Source organism: Pseudomonas sp. GM80 (assembly GCF_000282515.1).
GTDB lineage: Bacteria > Pseudomonadota > Gammaproteobacteria > Pseudomonadales > Pseudomonadaceae > Aquipseudomonas.
In genome coordinates this window covers 95594-121225 of the sequence record NZ_AKJD01000042.1, presented here as the reverse complement: position 1 = coordinate 121225, position 25632 = coordinate 95594, and the positions used below count along the sequence as shown (strand labels likewise).

Below are 25632 nucleotides of genomic sequence, written 5' to 3'. Positions count from 1 at the left end.
TCAAGGGTTTTCTTCGACGGCAGACTCCTCCAGCACAGGCAGATCGAGGAACAGTTTGCGCAGTGCCGGATCAGTCAGTTTGCGCAAAACACCGTTGACCCGATCGAACGCATTCAATGATTTTTGCTGATCCACGGTGAGCGTTTCCAGGTAGCCGTCGGCGACTTTCAGGTGAGCCGTCGTCGGTTGGTCGGACGGTGTCTGCAGCGTTTTGTAGTGGAAGTGGGCAACCCACAGCGGGCGATCGTGATTGGCTTTGTCCAGAATCCGGAATTCCTGAAAGTAATCGCCGAACTGTTTCGTTGCAATCCGTCCGCGCTCATCACGTACGAGATTGACCTGCGCTTGCTCGTACATCCAATTGAAGGCGGTTTGTGTCGGCTTGCGCAGTTTGTACAGGCTGGCGCGGATATTCACGCCTTCCTGCCTGACATGTCGGGCTGCTTCACGCAGTTCAGCACTCAGCTCTGCCACTGGAGGCTGCTCTTTTTTGGCTTCTCGCAAGTTTTTCAGCGCTTGTTCGACCTCGTCAGCACTGCGCTCCAGTTTCAGCGCGTACTGATCATGGATGTCCTGCATGTCGGCAGGAATACGTGAGGGCCGCAGCGCATCCTTGCGGGTACGCTTGAGAAAGTTGGGGTAATCGAGAGTGAGATCCAGGGCATTGTTTATGGTGTCGATATCGTCGCGAGCCGGCGTCGGTGGCAAAGATGATTTTGGCAGTATTTTGTTCACTGCTTCAGCGGGTTTTTGCGCAGGGGCTGCGGGGGCTGGATCGCGTGGTCGGGACTTGTGCACCTTGATCATCGCCCGCGATGGACCGGGGCGCTCGGATTGTGACGTCTCGGTGATCTGCAGGGATTCTTCATTGAGCAGCAGAGAGTCGAGACGGGTCTGCGCCACTTGCCGAAATTCTTCGATCACCGTGCGCAGATGCATCACCGCGGCGCGCTTGACCAGTCCCGGGTGAGTATCGGGCAGCTCGAGCAAGCGCTCGTCGGCATCGTTGAAGGTTTCGAGGAAGTGGTTCATCCGTTCCAGCTCCGCAGCGGGTGTCGCTGAGGGTGTTCCGGGATTGATCTGCACAGCCAGCTCATGCGCTGCTCTCGCCGCACTGATGATAATGCTACTGACATCTTCGCGAGCCTGACCCATGAGCGGGCCACCGCGGTCTTCCAGACACAGCTCGTTGGACATGCCGATTTCATTGGCTTTGAAATCCAGCGCGGTAGCACGGGGCATGAGGTTTTCAAGTTTTGTCGCTGTGATGATGCCGGTTTTACCAAGCGCCTTGAGCTGCTCAAGGGAGGTACGAGCCAGGGTCAGTTTCTCTTCCAGTTGCTGGCCCAGATGGATCGAACGGGTGATGGTGTCGACGTAGATCTGGCGGGGGATCGGTTGATCGGCGGGTACGTTGAAGGCCATTGCATGCGTGGCTGCATCGTAGGCATTCCTGTTGATTAAAAACCAGGCCGAGATGTTTTTGTGCAGTTCTGTGGTCATGCGCACCATGTCGTACACATAACCGACCGTGCCGCCCTTGGTGCGCCATTCGCGCAGTTGATCCAGCGCCGTCGCGTACTCGTTGATGGCCGTTTCCACTTTTTGCCCGTAAGCGCGCGTGGCGGCTGAGCTTGCCTCTGGAGCTGCCCTGAGCTTTTCGTTGAACGTCGTGTCCAGCTCGGCCTGGAGGATCTTTTCACGCTCCTTGAACGCCTTCAATGCGTCTTCAAGTTGTTGTTTTCGGTGTTCGTTGGCGTGCTTGAAATGCTGCAGACGACTTTTGCGGCCACCCCCGCGCAGGCGCAAACGGGTGTCGATGTACCACAATCCCTGCAGACCGTGGGTTAACAGCGGGCCACTGCGCGTCGGATCGCCCGGCACACACAGGGTGACTTGATCCTCGGGATCCAGACGCACTTCAAACCAGCGTTCGCGCACCTGCGCGTAGGTCTTGTCCCCGAGCTGGTAGAGGTGAGGCGGCTCTACGTTGAGCGTGATCAACGCTTCGTGCTTCAGGTCGGGCGGTGTCACTTTTAGCGAATCCAGATAGCGCCCCAGTTCGGCGGAGTTGCGTCGTGGCACTGAGCCGCCGACTTCAAGCGATGAACTGTGTTCAGGCGGCAGTTCATTGAGCAAAGGCATTGGCTGAAAACGTGAGCTCACCGGGGCGACCTCGATTTTGCGCGGGACTTCAATGACCGTTCGTGGGGTGCCTGCCGTGCCCGAAATCCGACGTCGTTGCCGCACGGCGTGGTGGGTCAGAATGATCCCCAGCGTCAACAGCACATTGCCCAGTGAAGTCCACTCGCCGAGGCGATTACCGCGCTCATGCGCGTCGAGCGCCTGCTGGATTTCCTCAATGCTTTGCCACACCCAAACGGCTGTCCCGAGGGCGCCGCTGAGAAAATTCGACGCGACATTGAACAGGCTCCAGCTGCTTTCCTGCAGCAACAGCCAGCGCTGATCGGCGTTGGACAGCGATTGACGATCCGCCAGTTCGACAATGGCCCGAGCGTTGTTTTCAAAAAGCGTCTGCAGCCGGTCTCCGTTGATTTCGACATGGCCGAAACTCACGTGACCGAGCCCGCCCAGACGCAGGTTGGGATCGGAGAGCTGTTGAGTGATCAGCCAGGGCGACGGCAATCCTACGGGGAATACGTACTGGGCGTATTCGAAACTCAGGTTGCGATCGGGCAGCCAGGCCAGTACCGAATCCCTGAGTTCGCCCGGTTGATGCAAGGCGTACAGTAGATTCTGTCGCGACGGGAATTGCCTCAAGGTCGGCTCAAACAGCGGGCGGTACAGAATGCACGGACCATTGTCCGGATCGCCCGGGCCGATGATGAACATGTTGGTGACCGTGTCCGCGGCGCTGACCAGTCGATGCTGCGGGATCAACGTCAGTGGGCAGATGGAAATCCGCTGTGAAGACACAACGGGTTCGCCGACCAATTGGCGAATGTAGGCAAAACCGGTTTCATCAAAACCGTTCTGCGCGCGAACCTTGTTTTCCAGCGCGGCAAGGGGCAGCAACAGGCGCAACTGCTGGTGATATAGCGCTGCCTGACGCGCCGACTCCTGTGGGTCGTCGAGTAACCTGCGCTTGATCAACTGCGGGTAGACCTGACCGATATCCACTTGCTTTGACAGCCGCACCAACAGATCGACTGTCAGCCAGGCCGGCACAGGCTCGCCGTGTTTGAAACGCAGACTGGCCTGATAAGGCGTGGTGTTTTCCAGGGCGAATTCGCCCAGGGAGCGCGAATAGGTGTCGAGCACGTTGGGCAACGTCAGATCACCGGCGGTAAAGCTGTTGGTGATGCTGATCTCGAGATCATCCAGCGGCAGGGCGGCGGCGCCTTCGGCGTGTTTGTCGCGAACAATCGCTTCGTGCATCAGCCGCTGGGCAAAACGGTCGATAGGTTCGATCAGATCTCTGCTGATTTTGACCCGCGGGTCGCGGTACAGCTTGCCCAGGCCGGTGATGTATCGACTGTAAGCGGCGAGGTCTTTGGCGGAGGCGTTGTGCAGCCAATCCGGAATTGCTGCGTCGAGTTGATCGAGTCGGGCCTGCTCGTCGACAGGCATCACCGACTCCGTCAGGGTGGCCGCAGCGGAGGGGTTGTCGCTGTCACTGGCGCTGATCGCGACAATGGCGTCGAGCTGCGAAGCCACCAATGCCCAGGCCATGTGATCAAAGATGTTGCCGTCAGGCTCGAACAACCGCCACTGCATCGGATGCCCGTCCAGCTGTTCGGAGAGGCGCGAGGGCAACGACGCCCCCAGCGCATCCATCGACGCAAACGACTCGTAGCCGCTCTCGATGGTGTACATCAACACCCGCTCGTGCCCTTCGTGAAGAGCGCGAATGACCAGCGCGCCACCGAGCAACAGATGAGTTGCGCCAGCGCTTTCGAGAATGTCGATATCAATCAGCCCGGCCTGAATGTCGCTGAAGTCACCCTGAGTTGCCAATCGAATGTTCTTGTCCGGCGTGGTGAAAATCAGCCGGGCCAAGGCACATTCTTCGGTGTTCCAGCCCTGCACCTGGTTGACGTCCAGGGCTGTGCGCAAAGAGTCGGCAAGTGCTTGCCAATGCGGTTCGGAGCGGCTGCTGCTGTTCCAGAAATCCAGTTGGCGCTCCTGATACTCGACGAACAACAGCGGCGCGTACTCATTAAGCAGGCGGCCGATCTCTTCGATGTCGACGGCCAGATGCGTCGGCGTTGGCGCGTCGGGTTCTGTGGTCAGGAAGTGTTCAGCGGCAAGAAAGTTGGCTGAGGCGCCGTACAAATTCAGGCGTACCAACGCGTGGCTCAGGGATTCAAAACGAGTGGTGTCGGCAACGATCTGATGGTCTTGTTCACGCCATTGCGGTGTACCGATCATGCACTTGTCAGGATTCAGCGCGAGCTCGGGATATAACCCGTTCAAGGCTTCGCTGAGCATTTGCGTAGCGACACCTGCCAGCGTCGGACCATGGCTGGTCAGGTTGACCAGACGGCTTTTATCGAGCAATGGCGTGGACGGGCTGGAAGCCAATGTGATGACCGGATTCATGCGTGAGCCTGCGATGTGGAAGGTGTGGTAACAGCAAAGAACAGGTTTTTTGCCAGTTGCACGCCGATCTCGCTGCGGTAGATGGCAATCACATCCTGTGTGCTGGATGCACTGCTCAGGTTGTAGGCTCCGCCCAACAGGCGCTGGTCTCGGGTCTTGAGGTGGGCGGCGCTGAACAACTCGGCAACCGTGTCGGCGCGCTCGTAATGAAAGTGCGCGTACCACAGCACGGCGTTGGTTTTGCGGTCGCGAATTTCATATTCCTGCAGAAAGTCTTTCCTTGGGCCTTTGAGCCGACGCCGACCGGCAATCACTGCGATCGTCACCTCTTGCTGCGCCACCAGCCATTCGACGCGCGGCGCTGTGGGCAACTGGCGTTTGGTCATGCTCACGCGCAGTGAATGCCCCTCGGTTTTGAGCTGCTTCACCGCCGCGTCGAGGTTTTCTTTGAGCAGGGTCGCGGTGTTCGCCTGGGCATTTGAAGAGGGCGCAGAACGCAACGCCTGTTCGATGGCCCTGGCGGTATCGTGCAACTGATTGGCGTGGTGGTTCAGCGATTCTTCGACTTCGATCGGCAGCCGGTTCGCTTCATGAGCGAGGCTTTTTTGCCGTTCGATAAAGCCCGGCAGCGCATCCAGCAAGGATTGCCCCGAGTTCATCAGGCTGCTCAAACTTATCGGTGGCAGGATTTTCGGAGGTTTGCTGCGCAGGCGTTGCACCCAAACGCCCGGTTCCTTTTTGTGAAAGGTTGCCAGTACTCTGCCGGTCAGGCTGGCTTTGACATCCGCCAATTGCACGTGACCCTCGGCTTCTTTGCGTGGCACCGCGAGCTGAGTGCCTTTGAAGCGCGTTTTGATGGCTTTCTTTACCGGCGCGCGTGACGGGCCGGGCTGTGGCTGCTGAGGTCCACGGTCACGCAACAGTTGAGTCAGTTGGTGGGTGCTTTGCTGGCTGAATTCGCTGATGTGTAATTGCAATTGCTCAAGCTGATCGGGTATCAGCTCTGCGGCTGACTGCAGCGCAAGATCGCGTAATCGCGAGTCGATGATGGCGAACTGATCGACCAATGCATTGAGCGGCTCGATACGTTGGCTATCGCTGAGGACATGATCCTCACGTTGCAGATCCAGCGAGTTCTGAATCGCCAGATCGGCTTCGTCGACCAGACGTTCGAGGTTTTCCCGAACAGCGTCCAGCCTGGCGCTGTTGCCTTCTTTGACGCAGAACGGACGCGTCAGCGTTACCCGTAGCGCTTTCATGTCCGGTACTTCGTACTCCGGCAGTTTTCTCTTGAAATCACTGGCAACTTGCGCGGCTTCTTTGCCGAGAATGTTCAGTTCGAGAAAACTCGCTTGAGCCATTTCTGTACGCTGGATCATCAGGGTGGTCAGTCTGAGCATCTCTTTGTAAGGGCCCAGATCAGCCGGCTTGATCCCTAGCTCCTCACCGGCCAGCAGCCTCAATGTCTCGTTCAGCGACGACTTGAATGCCGTTTCGATCTGATCGATCCACGACTGATTGAAAAACAGCTGGGTTCTGAGCATCTCGATCATCGAGGCGCGGTAACGCGGAACGGCATCGAAGCGGTTCAGCTCTTTGACCGAGCTGATGGCGCCGTCGTAGGCGCGGATCTGTGCTTCAAGCTTTTGCAGAAATACCGTTTCGTGGGCGGGATAGGTCGCATCCGGCGCACTGAGCATCGCCTTGCGCGCAGCGACCAACGCCGCCTTCGTCGGCCCCAGCTGGTTGTCGAATTGTTTAAGTTGCTGGCGCAGTTCGTCGACCCGCTGTGCATTCTTGCGCAGCACTTCGGCTCTGCGGCTTTTGAGCCCGCCACCGCGCAACCGCAGGCGCGTATCGATGAACCAGCGCCCCTGAAGGTTATGTACCAGCAGGGGCCCCGGGCGTGGTGGCTGGTGGCGGGAGTCGATGATCTGTACATCGTGCTGGTCGTTGAGTTGAACCTCGAACCAGCGCGATCCGACATTGGCGTAGAGCTTGTCGTCGCTGGCATAGAGGTGTTGTTGCGGGCCCTCATTGATGGGTTGTCCCAACTCGGGCGGCTTGCTGATGGCAAAGCGTTCCAGAGCCTGACCAAGGCTGACGGGCGTGCGATTGAGCGCGCCATCGCTATGGATTGCCAATTGATGGCTGGCCGGCAAGTCGACGGATGAAATGTCCGCGAGCTGTTTCATCTGGATTTTCGCCGGGTGCACAGGTGTTTCAACGACTGTGTTTTTGACCTGCGCTTCGGTTTCGCCGATCCGGCGAGTCGGCCTGCCCCGCGTGGCCGCGCGATGGGCCAGCACCATGGCCAATTGCAGAAGCAGGTCAGTGAGGGCGTGGGCAGCCAGTTCGTGGTCGTCGTTTTGTGCAGCTTCAAGTGTTTGCTGCAGGTCATCGAAAATCTGCCAGATCCACACCGCCGCGCCGAAAGTCGGATTGAGAAATGGCAGCACCGCGTTAAACAGTTTCCACGCACCCAGTTTCAGCGTCGCCCAATGACTTTCGGCGTTTGATACCGATTGCCGGTCGGCGAGATCGATCAGCGCGTGGGCATTGGCCTTGAACAAAGCAGGCAGGTAATCACCGGCCAGTACGTCGCCGCCCAGCCTCACCGGTCTATTGAGGTTGACGTTAAGCAGCGGATTGGTCAGCAGCTCGGCGAGCACCGCGAGGTCGGGCAAGTCGCCGTGGAAAATGTAGTTTGAATAAGTGGCGCGCACTCGATCCGGCAACCAGGCGAGTACCGATTCGCGGATCTTTTTCGAATGCTTGATGGCGTAGATCAGACTCGCCGGTGTCGGGTACTGAGTCAGTGCGTTATCCAGCAGTGGCCGGTAGAGCAGGCACGGGCCTCTAGTCGGGTCACGCGGGCCGATCACGAACATGTTGATGACGGAATCAGCGCCGTCATCGGCCTGTTGGTCAAGGACGAACGACAGTGGCCGGATGACGATTTCCTGATCGTCGACGCGGCGACTTTCACCGTCGGTACTCATCACCGCGACGACGTAACGATAACCCTGCTCATCAATGCCGCCTTCGCCACGGATCTTGTTTTGCAGCGCGAGCAGCGGCAGTTGCACTCGCAAGTGACGGCTGTACAGATCCTCCAGATAGGCCGACTTGACCGGGTCATCGATCAGTCGATCCTTGATCCGCGCCGGATAGGTTTTACCGACATTGAGCGTGGTGACCAGCTCTTCGACATAGGCGGTCGTCAGCCAGTGGGGAACGCTTTGCGCGCCGAGGAAATACAGTTCTTTATCGCCCAACGGTTCCGCGATCAGGTTTTCCAGAGCCAGTTCGGCCAGGCTCAGGATCAGCGTCTCGCTGGTGCCGGTGGCCTGAGTGCCCCAGACCACCGGGCTGGTGATGCGGATACGCAGATCTTCAAGTTTCAGGTCTTTGGCTTCGGGGTGTTTTTTTTGCATCAGCAAGCTGATGTTGTTCAGAGCAAAACGCTGAATCGGCGGGATGTCATCTTCAAATGAAGTGGCACTGTTCTGCCGTATGGCGGCCAGCTCCATGAGGTGGCGGCTGAACGCACTGAGGTCGTTGGAATTCGCTCGGCTCAGCCACTCTGGTAATAACGGGTCGATGCGATTGAAGCGCGCGTCGTTGTTGTGCGCGTGGTGGGCGTTGGTGTCGTGGGCAGTGCTTGCCGCGTTGTCGCTGAAATCGAGCTCGCCCAGCGCCTGAGCCTGGAGGGCGATCAAGGTGCAAGCCTGGGTGTCGAAAAAATTGCCTTCGGGTTCGACTAGCCGCCACTCAAGCGGGCTCTGCGGTGGCAGATCGCCAGCAAACCGGCTCAGGTAGTCGCTCAGTGCGTCCAGTGAAGGATGGGTGCGAAAGCCGAGGACCACCGAGTGGGTGAGGATCAGCGTGCGCTCAGCCTGCATGCCGATGACCACCGCGATGTCCATGATGTTGAGGTGCTGCGCGGCTGCGTCACCGCGATCCAGATCAATCAGGCAGGCCCGCGTCTGGTAAGGGTCATGGGGCTGGCGCAGGGCGCGGTCGGGATAGTTGAACACCAGGCGCGCGAGGGCCAGTTGATCGGCGTCCCAGCCTTTGACCCGCTTGAGGTTCCAGCGGGCGCGCAAGGCCAGCGACAGCTCCACCCAGCGAGGTGTGTCGGAAGTGGTGTGCTGGTTCCAGTAATCCAGCTGCTGTTCCTGATAAGCGGTAAACAGCACCGCGGCCAGTGTGTTGAGCTGCCGGCCGATGACATCGATATTGACGGGCAGCTGGATGGACGGGTTGGCGCTCGGTTGTCGGGTCAGGAACTGTTCACCGTCGATGTACATCACCGGTTTGCTGGCGATCACGTGCCACAGCAGGGCGTCGGTCAGGGACTCGAAACGGGTATCACCGGCGATGATCTGCTCACCGTCGCTGATCCAGGAGGGCGTGCCGACCATGACCAGATCCGGGTCAAGTTCAAGGGCCGGGTACAGCTCGGCCAGTGCCGAGCGCAGCACCGTTGCGGCGACTTCACGCAGGGCCGGGCCAGTGACCAGCTGTGTCAGCAGGTCGCTGGGTGGGGCGGACTTGGGTTGAGAATCGGGCTCGTTGTTGAGCATGTTCAGATCCTTCTGACGATGAGGCTGCAAAACGCAGCATCGGATTCGCGAAGGTAGCGGGGGGTCTTTGGCGTTTGGTGGTAACTATTTATCGCAGGCAAAAAAAGACCCGCGCAGTGGCGGGTCAGTTTATGCGCCAGTCTGTCGGGTTTATTGCTCGAAACCTTCCAGCACATTCACCGCGTTGATGCCGATTTCTTCGACTGCGTAACCGCCTTCCATGACGAACAGGGTCGGCTTGCCGAGAGCGGCAATGCGTTGGCCCATTGCCAGATAATCCGGGCTGTCGAGTTTGAACTGCGAGATCGGATCGTCCTTGAACGTATCGACGCCGAGCGACACGACGATGACGTCGGCGCCGTAGCGGTCGATTTCGTCGCAGGCCTGTTCCAGCGCTGCGCTCCAGACGTCGTAGCCGGAACCGGCGGGCAGCGGATAGTTGAAGTTGCAGCCTTCACCGGCGCCTTCACCGCGCTCATCGTCGTAGCCGAGGAAGAACGGGAATTCCGCTTCCGGGTGGCCGTGGATCGAGGTGAACAGCACATCGCTGCGCTCGTAGAAGATCGACTGCGTGCCGTTGCCGTGGTGATAGTCGACGTCGAGGATCGCAACCTTCTTGTGGCCCTGGTCGAGGAAGGCTTGTGCGGCAATGGCGGCGTTGTTGAGGTAGCAATAACCGCCCATCAAATCGCTGGCGGCGTGGTGTCCCGGTGGGCGGCACAGGGCGAAGGCCGCACGAGCGCCGCGCTGGATTGCCGCTTGCGCGGTGAGGGCTACTTGCGCCGCGCTGTACGCCGCTTGCCAGGTGCCGGCGGTGATCGGTGCGCCGCCGTCGAAGCTGTAATAACCGAGCTGGCCATGCAGGCTGGTCGGTTTGATCGCGCGCAGGGTGCGCGCCGGCCAGGTGTAGGGCAGCAAGTCGCCGTCGGTGTTGAACTCAGTCCAGCGAGCCCACGCGCCTTTGAAGAAGTCGAGGTAGTCGCGGCTGTGGATGCGGGCGATCGGTTCGAGGCCGAAATCCTTGGGTGCTTCGACCGGGCCGAGGTTCTGGTTTTGTACGCGTTGCAGCACGTGGTCGGCGCGCGAGGGCATTTCGAAGCACGGCTTGAGCTGGCCATCGATCAGTTCGCAGCGGCCATGGTGCAGGTGGTGATCGTCTGAGTAGATCGTCAGCATTTGTTGTTCTCCGCAAGGCTGGTTCGGTTGCCCCCAGTGTTGCGGCGCGCGGCGAATCAGAAAACGGCAGGAGAGGCCAAAAGGGGACTGATCTGGCCAAAACCTCTGACCGCAATTCGCCCCTCGATGGTGTCAGGCGCCCCGACGGGGCGCCCGCAAGGTTAGCGCTACGTCGGCGTCTTGCCGGCGGCTGCCTGATGCTGGTCGAGTACCTCCAGCCAGTCCTGGCGATCACGTTGTTTCAGCACTTCGCGCAGCTTGCCGTAGGCATCGCCAGTGCAGGCGTCGCCCAGCATCGGGTCGGCGCCTTTCTCCAGCATCAGGGTGAACAGCTGCAGAACTTGCTGACGAGCGAGCTCTTTGTCCATGTCGCTCCTGGGTGTCTCGCTGGCCAGCAGATACAGCGCCGAATCCATGCGATCACGTCCGTAGCAGCGTCCGGCGGGGTAGAGCAGATTCAGCTGCGCGCCGGCTTCGACCAGACGTTTGGCGGCCGAATAGTTGTTGCGGTAGATCGCTTCGTACAGTGCGGTTCGTTGTTCTTTGCTCTGCCGCCGATCAAGGTTTTGCGGGTGCTCGAACAACCAGTTGAACAGCGCATCGTCGTTTTGCGACACGCGCTGCATCAGCAACGTTTCGCCCCGTGCATCGGGTTCGTCGATGGCGGCACCGGCACTGAGCAGAAACTGCGTGCGTTGGCCCTTTTGTGGATCCTTGTCAGCCTTGAGGTCCTTGTTGAAGGCCTGCATCACCAGCGGCTCGTTGCCGTTGATCCCGCTGGTGGCGGCGCCACGCTCGAGCAACAGACGGGCAATGGCGAAGTTCGGTGCATCCAATGCGTGGGCCAGGGCACTGCGGCCATCCTCGCCTTGGGTTTTCGCCTGCAGGCCACTGTCGAGGAGCTGTTTTACCAGGGCCTCGTTTTGCTGGTCGACAGCCTCGATCAATGGCCATTGTGCCTGGCAGGCCTGAGGATCAGCCTGAGTGAGGCCAAGCCGTTGAATCACGCGCTCGGGAACGCTCAGATTGCGTTGCAGGCGCAAACTGCAATAAATCCGGTAATACTCCTGCGCCAACGCGTATTGCGTGGTGTAGGCCGGCGCTTTTTCATAGCCCTTCCAGGCCTGATCGGCGAGGTTGAGGTACACCGGGATGCGTTGCGGCGCGCGGCGCACGACCTCCAGCAGCCACTGTCGGGAGCCTTCGTCCGGCGCCAGTTCGCTTTTCCAGTAGGCAATATCGTTGAGCTGGCCGACGAAATCCTTTTGGTCGGCGCCGATGCGGCGATAGTCTTGATTCAGAAACAGCTCATCGACCTTTTTCAGGCCCGGGCCTTTGTCGCTGGCCTTGCTCAGTTGCTGATGCAGTTCCCACAGTTGCAGGGCGCCGTCACCCGCCAGGTAAGGTTGCGGGTCAACCACGATGCTCAGCGGCGCTTCGGGAACGTCATGGCGCATGGCGTCGCGGGCGCCTTCGATGCCTTTGAGCCAAGTGTCGAGTACCGGCGCCGGCGTCTCTTGCAATGGCTGGAACGCAAGCATGTGCTCGCCGCGAACTCGTCCCAGTGCCAGCAGCGGTTCACCGGGTGTACGCCAGTCGATCAGCAGATAGCGTTTGGTTTCCCAGCCATTGGTTTTGAGGCAGTCGAAACTCATCGTATCGACCACGATGCCCGGTGCGATGTCGGTGCGCATGGCCGACGATGACAGGTTCATGTACTGGTATTCGGTCACGCAGCTGTGAAACTCATCAGCGGTCAGCAGCGGGATCGGCCCTAGCTTGTGCAAACGTTCGCGGTAGTTCTCATCGCTGTAGACGTTCAGATAGAAAAGGCCACGAAAACCGCTGATCAAGCCCGTCAGCGGTTTTGCCGCATCGAGGGTCTGGGCAGCGGCGGGGAGCGGGATGATGGTTTTTCCGTCTTCGGGTGCATCGACAGTCGGGTGTGGCGGGCGGCCCCACCAGTCCAGTTGAATGGCGTGGGCGCCTACAGGCAAATTGAGCAAAACGGCGAGCAAGGCAAGGCGTGAGCAGCGGCGGAAAAGAGGCATCAAGCAAAAACACCGGCAACGTGGTTGGCTGCGTAATGTAGTGCAGATGATGGCACGGTGCCTGATTTATCTTAAGTGCGGAACTGGCTCGGGGCGACGCCGCTCCAGCGCACGAAGGCGTGGCGGAAGCTGGCCGTCTCGCTGAAACCCAGCGTTTCGGCAATGCGATAGATCGGCAGTTGGTCCTCACACAACATCTGCTTGGCCCGCTCGAAGCGCAGCTCATCGAGCAGTTCCTGATAGCTGCTGCCCATGTCCTTCAGGTGCCGGCGCAACGTGCGTGGTGAGCACTTCATCTGCTGCGCCAATCCTTCCAGCCCCGGTGCGGCATTCAACTGCGCACTGAGCAACTGCCGTATCCGCCCCAGCCACGCCTGACGCCCGGTGAACTCAAGATTCTGCTTGCGGCAACGTTCGGCCATGGCTTGGTGGGTAATGGCATCCGCCAAAGGCAACGGTTGATCGAGCCAGTGGCGGTCGAAGGCGAACGCGTTGTCCTTGGTGGCGAAGTGCAATGGCGATTCGAAGTGCTCGGCGTAACGGTCGCGGTAATCCGGCGCTGGGTGTTCGAACCGCGTGGCAAGCAAGGGCAGAGGATGCCCGAGCAGGTCATCGCAAATCACCTTCAGCGAGACCAGGCAGAACTCGGCATTGAACACCGCCATCGCCGGACTTTCGCGATAGTCCGCCGCAACGAACCAGACGCGCTCGCCATCGTCTTCCAGGCTCAGTTCGAAAAGTGTTCCCAACAGCGCCGGATAACGGATCGCCAAACGCAAAGCGTCACCGAAGGTGGCACAGGTCAGCAGCGCGTAACCGAGGATGCCGTAGCAGGAAACGTGCATGCGCCGGCCCAGTTCCAGACCGATATCGCGCTTGAGCGCGACCGCGTTGGCGCAGACCTGCATCTCCTGGTTGGTGGTGATGCGGGTGTCGGCCCGGTGCAAATCCGCGGCACTGATGCCGCTACCGGCGAGCAGCGCCTCGCTCGACAGGCCTTCGGCTTTGAAGGTGTTGAGGATTAGCGAGACAGCGTTAAGGGTGGTGAGGTGGGAGTGCAGCATGGGATCTTCCAGCCGTGGGATGGCTGGAATGCAGCAATTTATATGCCGTACGCGGTCCTTGTAGGAGCAAGGCTGCCCGCGAAGAACGATGACACGGTGTATCTGTGTCATCGAGGTGGGCCCTTCGCGGGCAAGCCTTGCTCCTACAAGGGCGGGGTGGTGTCAGAGGAGTTCGCCGCAGAGGTCGAGTTCGATCAGGCGGCGCACTTCTTCAGTTTCAAGCCCAGCACCGAGCAACCCGTGCAACTTGCCAAACGCCGCCTCACGGGTCATGCCGCCACCGGACAACACGCCAACCCCACGCAAGCGGCTGCCCGCCTCATACACATCCAGCTCAACCCCACCTTCATGGCATTGCGTCACGGCAACGACTACCACGCCGTTATCTCGCGCACGGCCGAGGCTCGCCAGAAACTCCGGGTTATCGCTCGGCCCGGTGCCGCTGCCGTAGCATTCCAGCACCAGACCCTGAATGCCGCTGTCGAGCAAACCATTGAGGACTTCGGCGCTAATGCCTGGGAACAGTGGCAATACCGCAATCTTGGCCAGTTGTTTTGGCTGGTTGTAGTTCAATGACGCTGGAATCGAAGAGGCTTTCACACCGCCACCCTGACGCTCCAGACGCTTGAACGGATGACGGCCAAAGCTGCGCACTTTCGCGCAACGGGTCGGCGCCAGGAGTTCGCCGTGGAAGTACAAATGCACGCCCGGCGCCAGGCCTTGGCCGAGGGCAACCAGCGCGCCACCGAGGTTTTCCCAGGCATCGCTGTCGGTCACGCCCGCCGGCAGCATCGAGCCGGTGAAGCACACTCGTGCGTGCAGGCCGAGCAACTGGAAGCTCATCGCCGCGGCGCTGTAGGCCAGGGTGTCAGTGCCGTGCAGGATCAACACGCTGTCGCAACCTTGCACATCCACCGCATCGACTACCGCTTCACGCAGTTGCTGCCAATAGGTCGGGGTCATGTTGGCGCTGTCGATCAGCGGCGACATCTCGCGAAAGCGCCACTGCGGCACGACGAGTTCAGGCTGGCTGTGCAGGTAGTCGCGCATCCGCGCCTCAAAACCGGACGCCGGGGCCAGGCCGTTGGCACTGGCCTGCATGCCGATGGTGCCACCGGTGTAGAGCACCATGACGTTTTGAGCGGCGGGATAAGTCGAAGGGTTCATAGGATTCTCCGAAACGATGAGGTCCCTGTAGGAGCGAGCCTGCTCGCGATGGCGTTTCATCATTCAACATTGATGTTGGCTGAAAGACAGCTATCGCGAGCAGGCTCGCTCCTACAAGTTATTGCATCACAATAACTGACGGGCGCAGGGGATGCGCCCGTCATTCACCTGTCAGCGTTGCGCTGCAGGCACGCCTTGCGGCTCGGCTTCAGTCTTGCCGACAGCAGCAGACGGGTTGGCTGGCCAGGCGTTCAGGTCGAGGTCCAGATCGGCAAATTTGCTCGAATCGAACACGGGCTGTTTGACCCCGGCACGGCGCTGGCCGTCGTAGTCGCGCATCACACGCATGCCGACCTTGAACAGCATGGCCAGGGCCACCAGGTTGACGAAGGCCAGGCAAGTCATGGTGATGTCGGCGAAGGCGAACACGGTCGTCAGATCCTGCATCGAACCCCAGACCACCAGCGCCAGCACCAGGCCGCGGAAAACCATCAGCGCGGCGCGGTTGCGGGTGAGGAACTGCAGGCTGTTTTCGCCCAGGTAGTAGTTGTAGAGGATGCAGGTGAAGACGAACAGCGACAGCGCGACGCTGACGAACATGCGACCCCAGTCACCGACCACGGCGGCCAGCGAGTTCTGGGTCAGGACAATGCCGTCACCTTCGAAGCCCGGGGTGTAGAAGCCCGACAGCAGGATCAGCAGCGCGGTGCAGGTGCAGATCACGAAGGTGTCGAGGAACACGCTGAAAGCCTGAACCACGCCTTGCGCACCCGGGTGCTTCACAGCGGCCACGGCGGCGACGTTCGGCGCACTGCCCAGGCCCGCTTCGTTGGCGAACACGCCACGCTTCACGCCCATGACGATAGCGCTGCCGAGCAGGCCGCCAAAGGCCGGGTCAAGGCCGAAAGCGCTCTTGAAGATGGTTTCCAGCATGGCTGGCACGTGCTCGATCTGGGTGCCGATCACGTACAGGGTCACGCCGATGTAGGCCAGGGTCTTGATCGGAACCAGCAGGTCGGACACCGAAGCGATGCGCTTGATGCCACCGAGGAAGGTAATGGCCAGCAGCACCGCCAGGACGATACCGGTGTGGCGCGGGTCGAAGGCAAAGGCGTTCTGCAGCGAGTGGGTCACGGTGTAGGACTGCAGGCCGATGAAGGCGAAGCCGTAGGTGACCAGCAGCAGAACGGAGAACACCACTGCCATGCCTTTGAGCTTCAGGCCGTGCTGAATGTAGTAGGCCGGGCCGCCACGGTACAAGCCATCGCCATCGGCGCGTTTGTAGACTTGGGCCAAAGTACATTCGAAGAAGCTGCTGGACATGCCGACCAGCGCGGTGACCCACATCCAGAACACTGCACCTGGACCACCGAGGGTCACGGCGATGCCGACACCGGCGATGTTGCCTGCACCCACTCGGCCGGCAAGGCTGAGCATCAGGGCCTGAAACGAGCTGAGTTGCCCGGCGCTGCCCTTGAGGCTGTCGCGGAACACCGCGAACATGTGGAAGAAGTGACGCAATTGAACGAAACGCGAGCGAATCGTGAAGTAGCTACCGAGCCCGACAATGAGCACGATCAGTACTTTCCCTGAGAGGAAGTCGTTAATGACTTCGAGCATGGATTTTTCCTCGCTGTTTATTGTGTAAGCAAATGCTGGATGGAAGAAATATCGTGTTACACCGGTGTGCGCACGGCACGACAGGTGAGGCGAAGGTTTCGTCCCGGATCCATTTCGCGGGTTTGTTATTAGTTCGGGTTTCGCATGGGTTGTGGCCTCGTTACCGACGACCGCTCACGCGAAGAGGGGCGGCACTATACCGATCAGTGACGCGCCCGTCTGCACGGTAGTGGTGCAAGCGACGAAACGAGGCTTTGAAACACCCGGCGTTACCGGCGCCGGGCTTGTACAGGAACTGCTCCTCTGCTGAAGCAAACCCTGTGGCGAGGGGATTTATCCCCGTTCGGCTGCGAAGCAGTCGCAAAACCATCGCACGCGGTGTACCTGATACATCGCGATTGCAGGTTTTGGGGCCGCTTCGCGACCCAACGGGGATAAATCCCCTCGCCACAAGGGCTTACCTCGACATAAAGCAGTCCCCTGACATACGGGTCTCAGGATCAAATAGTTAAAAAAAAGGGCCTGGGGACTAAATCCCCAAGCCCTCAAAAGGTGAGAGGTGTCTAGTCCCTCGACCTGGTGAGCGGTGCTACAAATTACGCATCGGTTCAGCCTTTCAGCGGAACCAGACGCGGAGCAATCATGTTTTCCGGGCGCAGGATGTCGGCGAGCATGGCTTCGTCGAGCAGACCTTCTTCGCGCACCAGTTCCAGCACGCCGCGGCCGCTTTCAAGGGCGAGACCGGCGATGCGGGTGGCGTTTTTGTAGCCGATGTACGGGTTCAGTGCGGTGACCAGACCGATCGAGTGCTCGACCAGTTCACGGCAGCGCGCTTCGTTGGCGGTGATGCCGACGATGCAGTGCTCGCGCAGCATGTCCATGGCGCGTTGCAGCAGGCGGATCGAGTCGAAGATCTTGAAAGCGATCAGTGGCTCCATCACGTTCAGCTGCAGTTGGCCGCCTTCGGCTGCCATGGTCAGCGCCAGGTCGTTACCGATGACCTGGAACGCAACCTGGTTCACAGCTTCCGGGATGACCGGGTTGACCTTGCCAGGCATGATCGAGCTGCCTGGCTGACGCGCTGGCAGGTTGATTTCGTTGATGCCGGTGCGTGGGCCGCTGGACAGCAGGCGCAGGTCGTTGCAGATCTTCGACAGCTTGACCGCGGTGCGCTTGAGCATGCCGGAGAACAGCACGAAGGCGCCCATGTCGGAAGTCGCTTCGATCAGGTCGGCGGCTGGAACCAGCGGTTGACCGCTGATCAGGGCCAGACGCTGAACAGCCAGCGCTTGATAACGCGGGTCGGCGTTGATGCCGGTACCGATCGCGGTGCCGCCCAGGTTCACTTCAGTCAGCAGTTCCGGGGCCAGCGTCTTCAGACGGGCCAGGTCTTCGCCCATGGTGGTGGCGAAAGCACGGAATTCCTGGCCGAGGGTCATCGGCACGGCGTCTTGCAGCTGGGTACGGCCCATTTTCAGGACGTGATCGAATTCTTTACCCTTGGCCGCAAACGCTTGAATCAGGCTGTCGAGGCTGGCCAGCAGGGTGTCGTGACCGAGCAGCAGACCCAGGCGGATCGCCGTCGGGTAAGCGTCGTTGGTCGACTGCGCCATGTTGACGTCGTCGTTCGGGTGCAGGTACTGGTACTCGCCTTTCTCGTGACCCATTGCTTCGAGGGCAATGTTGGCGATCACTTCGTTGGCGTTCATGTTGGTGGAAGTACCGGCGCCACCTTGAATCATGTCGACCACGAACTCTTCGTGGTAATCACCGCGGATCAATCGGGCACAGGCTTCGCTGATGGCAGCGTGCTTGGCTTCGCTCAGGTGACCCAACTCGCGGTTGGCGTCAGCAGCGGCCTGTTTGACCATTGCCAGACCGACAACGAGTTTTGGGTAATGCGAAATCGGAACGCCGGAGAGACGGAAGTTGTTCACCGCTCGCAGGGTCTGGATGCCGTAATACGCTTGAGCCGGTACTTCGAGGGCGCCAAGCAGGTCGTTTTCTGTGCGGAAAGATGCAGCGGAGGACATGATAGAAATCATCTCGATATGGACCCGGTCTGTGCCGGAACGCTGCGAATGCTAGGCTTGTGCGAATTTTTGGGCCAATGCTGTTAAGCACTGGCCTATGCACATTCGGCATAATGCCCGTGTGACGCCGCGTGCGCGGCAGACGTGTGACCTGTTTTGGTGCGTGTCCGGGAGGACGTGATGAATCTGGAAAGCAAATGGCTCGAGGACTTCAGTGCCCTGGCCGCCACCCGCAGCTTCTCGCAGGCCGCTGAACGACGCTTCGTGACCCAGCCGGCCTTCAGCCGGCGGATCCGCAGTCTCGAAGCGGCGCTGGGGCTGACGTTGGTCAACCGCTCGCGCACGCCGATCGAGCTGACGGCGGCGGGGCAATTGTTTCTGGTGACCGCGCGCACCGTGGTTGAACAGCTCGGCGAAGTGCTGCGCCATTTGCATCATCTGGAAGGCGGGCAGGGCGAAGTGATGCAAGTCGCTGCCGCTCACTCCTTGGCGCTGGGTTTCTTCCCGCGCTGGATCGCGCAGTTGCGCAATGAAGGGCTGAACATCGCCACGCGGCTGGTCGCGACCAACGTCGGCGATGCGGTGCATGCCTTGCGTGAAGGGGGCTGCGATCTGATGCTGGCGTTCTACGACCCGGACGCGGCGATGCAGATGGACCCGGAAATTTTCCCGTCGCTGCATTTGGGCCAGACCGAGATGCTGCCGGTGTGCGCGGCGGATGCTGACGGCAAGCCGTTGTTCGATCTGGAGGGAGAGGCGAGCGTGCCGTTGCTGGCGTACAGCGCCGGGGCGTTTCTCGGGCGCTCGGTGAATGGCTTGCTGCGTCAGCGTCAGCTGCGCTTCACCACCATCTATGAAACCGCAATGGCTGACAGCCTTAAAAGCATGGCGCTGGAAGGTCTCGGCATTGCGTGGGTGCCGCAGTTGAGCGTTCGCGCGGAACTGGCTCGCGGCGAGCTGGTGGTCTGCGGCGGCCCGCAATGGCACGTGCCGCTGGAGATTCGTCTGTATCGCTGCGCCTTGGTGCGCAAAGCCAACGTGCGATTGCTGTGGCGCAAGCTCGAAGGCGGTGCTGCACAAGGTACAACCGGAGCCTGAGGTTGATGAAAAACCCTGTGGGAGCTGGCTTGCCAGCGATTGCGGTGGGTCAGTCACCCGCGCTTTTTACTGATGCGACGCCATCGCTGGCAAGCCAGCTCCCACAGGGATCGGGGGATGTCTTTTCGCTGACCTTCAGGTCAATAAAACCGGGGCTTTCGCTCATTTGACAGATGGTCGTTTCAGGGGCTGTTTATTGCTTTCTTTGCGGTATACTGCGCGGCCTTCGGCCGGCACGTCCGGCCATTTTTCGTACAATCAAGCCACGCAACCTGCGTGGCTTGTTGTTTTATGACGCGCCTGCGGGCGCTCCAGAGAGAAGAGGCGCGACGATGAGTGCACTGGTTGGCGTGATCATGGGCTCCAAGTCCGATTGGTCCACCCTTAGCCACACCGCCGATATGCTGGAAAAGCTCGGCATCCCGTACGAGGTCAAAGTGGTCTCTGCCCACCGTACCCCGGATCTGCTGTTCCAGTACGCCGAAGAGGCCGAAGGCCGCGGCATCGAGGTGATTATCGCCGGTGCCGGTGGCGCAGCCCACTTGCCAGGCATGTGTGCGGCCAAGACCCATCTGCCGGTGCTGGGCGTGCCAGTGCAGTCGGCCATGCTCTCGGGCGTCGACTCGCTGCTGTCGATCGTGCAGATGCCAGCCGGCATTCCGGTCGCCACCCTGGCCATCGGCAAGGCCGGCGCGATCAACGCCGCGCTGCTCTCGGCGAGCATCCTCGGCGCCAAGCATCCGCAGTTCCACGCGGTACTGAAAACCTTCCGTGCCGAGCAGACAGACAGCGTCCTGGACAATCCAGACCCACGTATTGCCTGAGGTTGTTGAGATGAAGATCGGTGTAATCGGTGGCGGCCAGTTGGGTCGCATGTTGGCCCTGGCGGGCACTCCGCTGGGCATGAACTTCGCTTTCCTCGACCCTGCGCCGGACGCTTGCGCCGCTGCGCTGGGCGAACACCTGCGGGCCGATTACGGCGATCAGGATCATCTGCGCCAATTGGCCGATGAAGTCGATCTGGTGACCTTCGAGTTCGAAAGCGTCCCGGCCGAAACCGTGGCATTTCTTTCGCAATTCGTCCCGGTCTACCCGAGCGCCGAAGCCCTGCGCATCGCTCGCGATCGCTGGTTTGAAAAGAGCATGTTCAAGGATCTGGGCATCCCGACCCCGGCCTTCGCCGACATTCAGTCGCAGGCCGATCTGGACGCTGCGGTCGCTGCGATCGGTCTGCCGGCCGTGCTGAAAACCCGCACCCTGGGTTACGACGGCAAGGGCCAGAAAGTCCTGCGCAAGCCGGAAGATGTGGTCGGCACCTTCGCCGAACTGGGCAGCGTTGCCTGCCTGCTGGAAGGCTTCGTGCCGTTCACCGGTGAAGTCTCGCTGATCGCGGTGCGCGCCCGCGATGGCGAAACCAAGTTCTATCCGCTGGTACACAACACCCACGACAGCGGCATTCTCAAGCTGTCCGTTGCCAGCACTGATCACCCGTTGCAGGCATTGGCCGAAGACTACTCGAGCCGTGTGCTCAAGCAGTTGAACTACGTCGGCGTGATGGCGTTCGAGTTCTTTGAAGTTGACGGTGGCCTCAAGGCCAACGAAATCGCCCCGCGCGTGCACAACTCCGGGCACTGGACCACCGAAGGCGCCGAGTGCAGCCAGTTCGAAAACCATCTGCGCGCCGTTGCCGGCCTGCCGCTGGGTTCGACGGCCAAGGTTGGCGAGAGCGCGATGCTCAACTTCATCGGCGTGGTACCGCCGGTTGAGAAGGTCATCGCCATCGACGATTGCCACCTGCATCACTACGGCAAAGCGTTCAAGGCCGGGCGCAAGGTCGGTCACGCCAACCTGCGCTGCGCGGACATGGCCACGCTGCAGGCGCAGATCATCAAGGTCGAAGCGCTGATCGCCGAGTAAAACAGTTTCATGTGGCAGCGGCGGAACCATTCAGGGGCCGCCGTTCTCTCATGGCAGGATGCCAAAGTCTGACTAGGCTTCGCATATCTACTACTGAGAGGGAATTGCCATGGGAATTATCGGAACCATCTTTATCGGCTTGATCGTCGGCCTGCTGGCTCGGTTCCTGAAACCGGGCGATGACAGCATGGGCTGGATCATGACCATCCTGCTCGGTATCGGCGGTTCGCTGGCGGCCACTTACGGCGGCCAGGCTCTGGGCATCTATCACGCGGGCGAGGGCGCAGGTTTCATCGGCGCACTGGTTGGCGCAATCGTGTTGCTGGTGATCTACGGCCTGATCAAAAAGAACTGATCCAAAGCGACAAAGCCCTCTCTGCCAAAGTGGCCGGGAGGGCTAGAATGCTCGGCGATTCAGCGTTCATTCCTTTCTATACCGAGCACCTTCATGCGCCGTCTTCTGTTGACTCTCCTGTTCCTGGGCAGCGGTTTGGCCCACGCCGGCGAACTGCCGGAAACCGACTGGCTCGAACTGATGCCCAAGTCGGACCAAAAGGCCCTCGAGGCCATGCCTGAAATCGACCACAACTCCCCGGAAGCCACCGGCACCTTCACCGAGAAGGGCGGGATGAAGCAGGCCAAAGGTCTGCCGGCGGTGATGTATTCGACCAAAACCGTGGCGTCGATGAACGACAAACACATCCGCATCGGTGGTTATCCGGTGCCGCTGGAGTCTGACGCCAAGGGCCGCAGCACGCTGTTCTTCCTCGTGCCTTATCCGGGCGCTTGCATTCACGTGCCGCCACCGCCGCCGAATCAACTGGTGCTGGTGCGTTATCCGAAGGGTTTGAAGCTGGACGATATCTATACGCCGCTGTGGGTGACCGGCACGCTGAAAGTCGAGAAGGTCAGCAATGACCTGGCTGACGCGGCGTATGCGCTGGACGCGGACAAGGTGCGGGTGGTGCAGGAATCTGATCTTTAAAACCTGCACATAACACATGTAGGGATTAGCCCATGTGGCGAGGGGATTTATCCCCGATGGGTTGCGAAGCGACCCCGCTTTTAAAAGAGCAGGGCCTGCTGCGCAGTCCATCGGGGATAAATCCCCTCGCCACAAAGGCTCACATCCACATTGGGTTTGGCGGTGTTGGTTAGAGCGGTGTGCTGGCGACACTGACACCCATGGTATGGCTCGCACTCGGTGCCAGCGTGACGATGTCATCCATTACATTCGCCGTCTCGATGCACAACATGCGCTGCCAGCCATCGTTATCCATATCCGCCAGCGCGGCCGCGCGGTCAATCCACGGATTCCAGATCACCGCCGTGCGCGAGCCGGTGCAGGTCAGCACAATGCGTCGTTCCCAGGCCGCGTCGACGATGCTCAGCTGCGGCGGAGCGTCGAGATAGATGCGGTCGGTCTCACCGGCAAACTGCAGGTCACCTTGCTGACGGTTGGTTTTCCAGTCATCCAGCGTCTCGATGTAATTCAAGCCATCGACGCCATCGACGTGCACGTTGCGCACATCGCTGACCGCGAAATAGGTGTGCAGCGCCTGGCTCAGGCTGACGGTGTCACTGCCACGGTTATGGCTGGTCAGGCTGAAACTCAGTTGCTCGGACAAATGCAGGGTCAGGGTCAGATCGACCTGATGCGGCCAGCCCGGCAGGCCGCCTTCGGGGTAGGCCAGTTTGAACTCGACCTTGACGCCGTCAGCCTCTGATTCGATGCCACCCAACTCCCAATCCATCGCCCGCACCAGACCGTGCGCGGACGCCGGTTGCTCACCGGTGTACATGGCCTGCACGCTCTGCGGGTTGCGCTCGAACTTGCCAAACCACGGCCAGCACACCGGAACACCGGCGCGGATGCTTTTGCCTGTCTTGAAGTCGGCCTTGTCGTTGAGCCAGATGATCGGCGGCTGGCCATCGATCTGATAACTGAGGATGTGCGCGCCTTGCTGGGCCACCAGCACTTCGGCCTGACCGTGGCGGATGCGCCAGCAGTTCAGTTCATCCAGTTTCACGGCTTCAACGTTGGGCGTGTTCATGGGACAGCTCTCGATCAGTAACAAGGACAACAATCGACCGTCAAACGGCCGCGAGGTTTAACGCGCGCGCGGTGGAACCGAGCGTGTGCGACCGCTGCCGTCGATGGCGACGAAGACGAAGACCGCTTCGGTCACTTTACGCCACTCGCTGGACAGCGGATCGTCGCTCCACACTTCGACCATCATCTGGATCGAGCTGCGGCCGATTTCCAGGGTCTGGGTATAAAAGGACAATTGCGCGCCGACAGCGACCGGCACGAGGAACGCCATGCGATCGATGGCAACCGTGGCGACGCGACCGCCAGCGACACGGCTGGCCATTGCGGTGCCGGCCAAATCCATCTGCGCCACCAGCCAGCCGCCGAAAATATCGCCAAAGCCGTTGGTTTCGCGCGGGAGTGCGGTGATTTGCAGGGCCAGGTCGCCTTGCGGGATCGGATCTTCTTGTTCGAGCTCTATCATGCCGGGGGTGCCTCTGACCCGTGACTCTTGTTGGTATTGCGGGTGGTAGCCGTCTTCAGGAAAAACGATTCAGCACCGAACATACTACGTTCGTCACGTTTTCCATAAGCCGCCTGAAGGAGAAACTCTGCGAAACCGGCTAATCCCGAGCAAAGGCCGGGCCAACGACGTTTTCGCACAGCAACCCCCTACAAACCGGAGCAGGTTGCGAGTATATCGGTCGGTAGACTCCACGACGACCATCCGGTTCTGATTTTGACCGTCAAATACGCGCCTCTATGTGCTTTTTCGAACAATTTGCTATGGTGCCGAACCTGCCCAAGCCACCGCCAGCGTTGTTGTGGCGGCAGATCCGACTATAAGAGAAGCCCTTGCCATGACCACAGCGCCTTCGAGCCTCGCGCAGCCCGAGCAACCCGCACGACCGTTGACCCGCAATGACTACAAGACTCTGTCGCTGTCCGCCCTCGGCGGTGCGCTGGAATTCTACGATTTCATCATCTTCGTTTTTTTCGCCACCGTGGTCGGCAAGCTGTTCTTCCCCGCCGACATGCCCGAGTGGCTGCGCCTGATGCAGACCTTCGGCATCTTCGCCGCCGGCTACCTCGCGCGGCCGCTGGGCGGCATCGTCATGGCGCACTTCGGCGACCTGCTGGGGCGCAAGAAGATGTTCACCCTGAGCATTTTCATGATGGCCGTGCCGACCCTGATCATGGGGCTGCTGCCGACTTACGCACAGATCGGCATGTGGGCGCCGATCCTGCTGCTGGTGATGCGCGTGATTCAGGGCGCGGCGATTGGCGGTGAAGTGCCGGGCGCGTGGGTCTTCGTTTCCGAACACGTTCCGCAAAAGCACATGGGTTACGCCTGCGGCACACTCACCAGCGGCCTGACCGCCGGCATCTTGCTCGGCTCACTGGTCGCCACCGCGATCAACAGCATCTATACGCCTGCAGAAGTGTCCGATTACGCGTGGCGGATCCCTTTCCTGCTCGGCGGTGTGTTCGGCCTGTTCTCGGTCTACCTGCGCCGCTGGCTGCATGAGACGCCAGTGTTCGCCGAACTGCAACAACGTAAAGCCTTGGCTGAGGAAGTGCCGCTGCGGGCGGTGCTGCGTGATCATCGCGGCGCGATTGCGATCTCGATGCTGCTGACCTGGTTGCTGTCGGCCGGGATTGTTGTGGTGATCCTGATGACCCCGACCGTGCTGCAAACGGTCTATCACTTCACGCCGACGCAATCGTTGCAATCGAACAGTCTGGCGATCGTGTTCCTGAGCATCGGCTGCATCATTTCCGGTGCGCTGGCGGACCGCTTTGGTGCCGGTCGGGTGTTTGTGTTCGGTTGCCTGGGCTTGCTGATCAGCTCGTGGACCTTCTATCACAGCCTCGCCGCGCACCCGAACTGGCTGTTCCCGCTGTATGCGCTGACCGGGTTTCTGGTCGGCACCATTGGGGCGGTGCCGTATGTGATGGTCAAAGCGTTTCCACCGGTGGTGCGCTTCAGCGGGTTGTCGTTCTCGTACAACGTGGCTTACGCGATCTTTGGTGGGTTGACGCCGATGGTGGTGAGTCTGCTGCTGAAAGAAAGCGCGATGGGGCCTGCTTATTATGTGGCGGTGCTGTGCGCGATGGGGATGCTGGTGGGGGCGTGGCTCTGGAAGAAGGGCCGCTGATCCAGACTTTGCACTGATCGTTCCCACGCTCCGCGTGGGAATGCATCCCGTGACGCTCCGCGTCACCTCTCAAATGCGGACGCAGAGCGTCCATGGCGGCGTTACCACGCAGAGCGTGGGAACGATCTGTCGCGACATGCTGGCCTTTCATCCAATTGTCATA

Annotated in this window: 16 protein-coding genes; 6 read left to right on the top strand and 10 right to left on the bottom strand. The window is 60.2% G+C overall.

Annotated features, from left to right (window positions below):
* The 8 genes from PMI37_RS05185 to PMI37_RS05150 form a co-directional block, all read right to left on the bottom strand.
* Positions 1-4563 (bottom strand): dermonecrotic toxin domain-containing protein, encoded by a 4563-nt coding sequence (locus tag PMI37_RS05185; RefSeq protein ID WP_008078803.1) that lies wholly within the window; start codon positions 4561-4563, stop codon positions 1-3.
* The gene (locus PMI37_RS05180; protein WP_008078801.1) at positions 4560-9152 is read right to left on the bottom strand and encodes a hypothetical protein; all 4593 of its coding nucleotides are present in this window, start codon (positions 9150-9152) and stop codon (positions 4560-4562) included. The genes PMI37_RS05185 and PMI37_RS05180 overlap by 4 nt, the downstream gene beginning before the upstream one ends.
* Positions 9153-9302: 150 nt before the next feature.
* On the bottom strand, positions 9303-10328 hold the full coding sequence (locus tag PMI37_RS05175) for a histone deacetylase family protein (RefSeq protein ID WP_008078798.1): 1026 nt from the start codon (positions 10326-10328) through the stop codon (positions 9303-9305).
* Between the two features lie 167 nt (positions 10329-10495).
* Positions 10496-12379, bottom strand: coding sequence for an ankyrin repeat domain-containing protein (locus tag PMI37_RS05170; RefSeq protein WP_008078795.1), 1884 nt, complete (start codon positions 12377-12379; stop codon positions 10496-10498).
* 71 nt (positions 12380-12450) lie between these two features.
* A complete protein-coding gene (locus PMI37_RS05165) occupies positions 12451-13443 on the bottom strand; it encodes an AraC family transcriptional regulator (RefSeq protein ID WP_008078794.1) in 993 nt (330 codons plus the stop codon).
* Positions 13444-13605: 162 nt separating this feature from the next.
* Complete coding sequence (locus PMI37_RS05160; protein ID WP_008078793.1) at positions 13606-14610, bottom strand: asparaginase; 1005 nt, start codon at positions 14608-14610, stop codon at positions 13606-13608.
* A 171-nt stretch (positions 14611-14781) separates the two neighbouring features.
* Positions 14782-16230 carry an alanine/glycine:cation symporter family protein gene (locus PMI37_RS05155; protein WP_008078792.1) on the bottom strand — a complete coding sequence of 483 codons (1449 nt, stop codon included), beginning with the start codon at positions 16228-16230 and terminating at the stop codon, positions 14782-14784.
* Positions 16231-16838: 608 nt separating this feature from the next.
* Positions 16839-18263, bottom strand: a complete 1425-nt coding sequence (locus PMI37_RS05150; protein WP_008078790.1) for an aspartate ammonia-lyase — start codon at positions 18261-18263, stop codon at positions 16839-16841.
* Between the two features lie 180 nt (positions 18264-18443).
* Between PMI37_RS05150 and PMI37_RS05145 the strand changes: the two genes are divergently transcribed.
* The 5 genes from PMI37_RS05145 (at position 18444) to PMI37_RS05125 (ending at position 22263) form a co-directional block, all read left to right on the top strand.
* Positions 18444-19361 (top strand): LysR substrate-binding domain-containing protein, encoded by a 918-nt coding sequence (locus tag PMI37_RS05145; RefSeq protein ID WP_008078788.1) that lies wholly within the window; start codon positions 18444-18446, stop codon positions 19359-19361.
* Between the two features lie 332 nt (positions 19362-19693).
* Positions 19694-20185: a 5-(carboxyamino)imidazole ribonucleotide mutase gene (gene purE, locus PMI37_RS05140; RefSeq protein WP_007954291.1), complete on the top strand. Its 492-nt coding sequence runs from the start codon at positions 19694-19696 to the stop codon at positions 20183-20185.
* Positions 20186-20195: 10 nt separating this feature from the next.
* Positions 20196-21278, top strand: coding sequence for a 5-(carboxyamino)imidazole ribonucleotide synthase (locus PMI37_RS05135; protein WP_008078786.1), 1083 nt, complete (start codon positions 20196-20198; stop codon positions 21276-21278).
* Positions 21279-21387: 109 nt separating this feature from the next.
* Positions 21388-21633 (top strand): GlsB/YeaQ/YmgE family stress response membrane protein, encoded by a 246-nt coding sequence (locus PMI37_RS05130; protein ID WP_007920223.1) that lies wholly within the window; start codon positions 21388-21390, stop codon positions 21631-21633.
* A gap of 93 nt (positions 21634-21726) precedes the next feature.
* The gene (locus PMI37_RS05125; protein WP_008078784.1) at positions 21727-22263 is read left to right on the top strand and encodes a DUF3299 domain-containing protein; all 537 of its coding nucleotides are present in this window, start codon (positions 21727-21729) and stop codon (positions 22261-22263) included.
* Between the two features lie 169 nt (positions 22264-22432).
* On the opposite strand, the gene PMI37_RS05120 is transcribed toward PMI37_RS05125, so the two are convergent.
* Both PMI37_RS05120 and PMI37_RS05115 read right to left on the bottom strand, forming a co-directional pair.
* Positions 22433-23332 (bottom strand): D-hexose-6-phosphate mutarotase, encoded by a 900-nt coding sequence (locus PMI37_RS05120; protein WP_008078774.1) that lies wholly within the window; start codon positions 23330-23332, stop codon positions 22433-22435.
* Between the two features lie 57 nt (positions 23333-23389).
* On the bottom strand, positions 23390-23794 hold the full coding sequence (locus PMI37_RS05115; RefSeq protein WP_003229628.1) for an acyl-CoA thioesterase: 405 nt from the start codon (positions 23792-23794) through the stop codon (positions 23390-23392).
* A gap of 376 nt (positions 23795-24170) precedes the next feature.
* Here PMI37_RS05115 and PMI37_RS05110 point away from each other — a divergent pair, with 376 nt between their 5' ends.
* A complete protein-coding gene (locus PMI37_RS05110) occupies positions 24171-25469 on the top strand; it encodes an MFS transporter (protein WP_008078773.1) in 1299 nt (432 codons plus the stop codon).
* The last annotated feature ends 163 nt before the right edge of the window (positions 25470-25632 follow it).

Bases quoted from the DNA above. Each gene is read 5' to 3' on its own strand.
- PMI37_RS05120 (WP_008078774.1), bottom strand. From the start codon at position 23,332: ATGAACACGCCCAACGTTGAAGCCGTGAAACTGGATGAACTGAACTGC.
- PMI37_RS05155 (WP_008078792.1), bottom strand. From the start codon at position 16,230: ATGCTCGAAGTCATTAACGACTTCCTCTCAGGGAAAGTACTGATCGTG.
- PMI37_RS05165 (WP_008078794.1), bottom strand. From the start codon at position 13,443: ATGCTGCACTCCCACCTCACCACCCTTAACGCTGTCTCGCTAATCCTC.
- PMI37_RS05185 (WP_008078803.1), bottom strand. From the start codon at position 4,563: ATGAATCCGGTCATCACATTGGCTTCCAGCCCGTCCACGCCATTGCTC.
- PMI37_RS05150 (WP_008078790.1), bottom strand. From the start codon at position 18,263: ATGTCCTCCGCTGCATCTTTCCGCACAGAAAACGACCTGCTTGGCGCC.
- PMI37_RS05115 (WP_003229628.1), bottom strand. From the start codon at position 23,794: ATGATAGAGCTCGAACAAGAAGATCCGATCCCGCAAGGCGACCTGGCC.
- PMI37_RS05125 (WP_008078784.1), top strand. From the start codon at position 21,727: ATGCGCCGTCTTCTGTTGACTCTCCTGTTCCTGGGCAGCGGTTTGGCC.
- PMI37_RS05170 (WP_008078795.1), bottom strand. From the start codon at position 12,379: ATGCCTCTTTTCCGCCGCTGCTCACGCCTTGCCTTGCTCGCCGTTTTG.
- PMI37_RS05180 (WP_008078801.1), bottom strand. From the start codon at position 9,152: ATGCTCAACAACGAGCCCGATTCTCAACCCAAGTCCGCCCCACCCAGC.
- PMI37_RS05145 (WP_008078788.1), top strand. From the start codon at position 18,444: ATGAATCTGGAAAGCAAATGGCTCGAGGACTTCAGTGCCCTGGCCGCC.
- PMI37_RS05135 (WP_008078786.1), top strand. From the start codon at position 20,196: ATGAAGATCGGTGTAATCGGTGGCGGCCAGTTGGGTCGCATGTTGGCC.
- PMI37_RS05160 (WP_008078793.1), bottom strand. From the start codon at position 14,610: ATGAACCCTTCGACTTATCCCGCCGCTCAAAACGTCATGGTGCTCTAC.
- PMI37_RS05175 (WP_008078798.1), bottom strand. From the start codon at position 10,328: ATGCTGACGATCTACTCAGACGATCACCACCTGCACCATGGCCGCTGC.
- purE (WP_007954291.1), top strand. From the start codon at position 19,694: ATGAGTGCACTGGTTGGCGTGATCATGGGCTCCAAGTCCGATTGGTCC.
- PMI37_RS05110 (WP_008078773.1), top strand. From the start codon at position 24,171: ATGACCACAGCGCCTTCGAGCCTCGCGCAGCCCGAGCAACCCGCACGA.
- PMI37_RS05130 (WP_007920223.1), top strand. From the start codon at position 21,388: ATGGGAATTATCGGAACCATCTTTATCGGCTTGATCGTCGGCCTGCTG.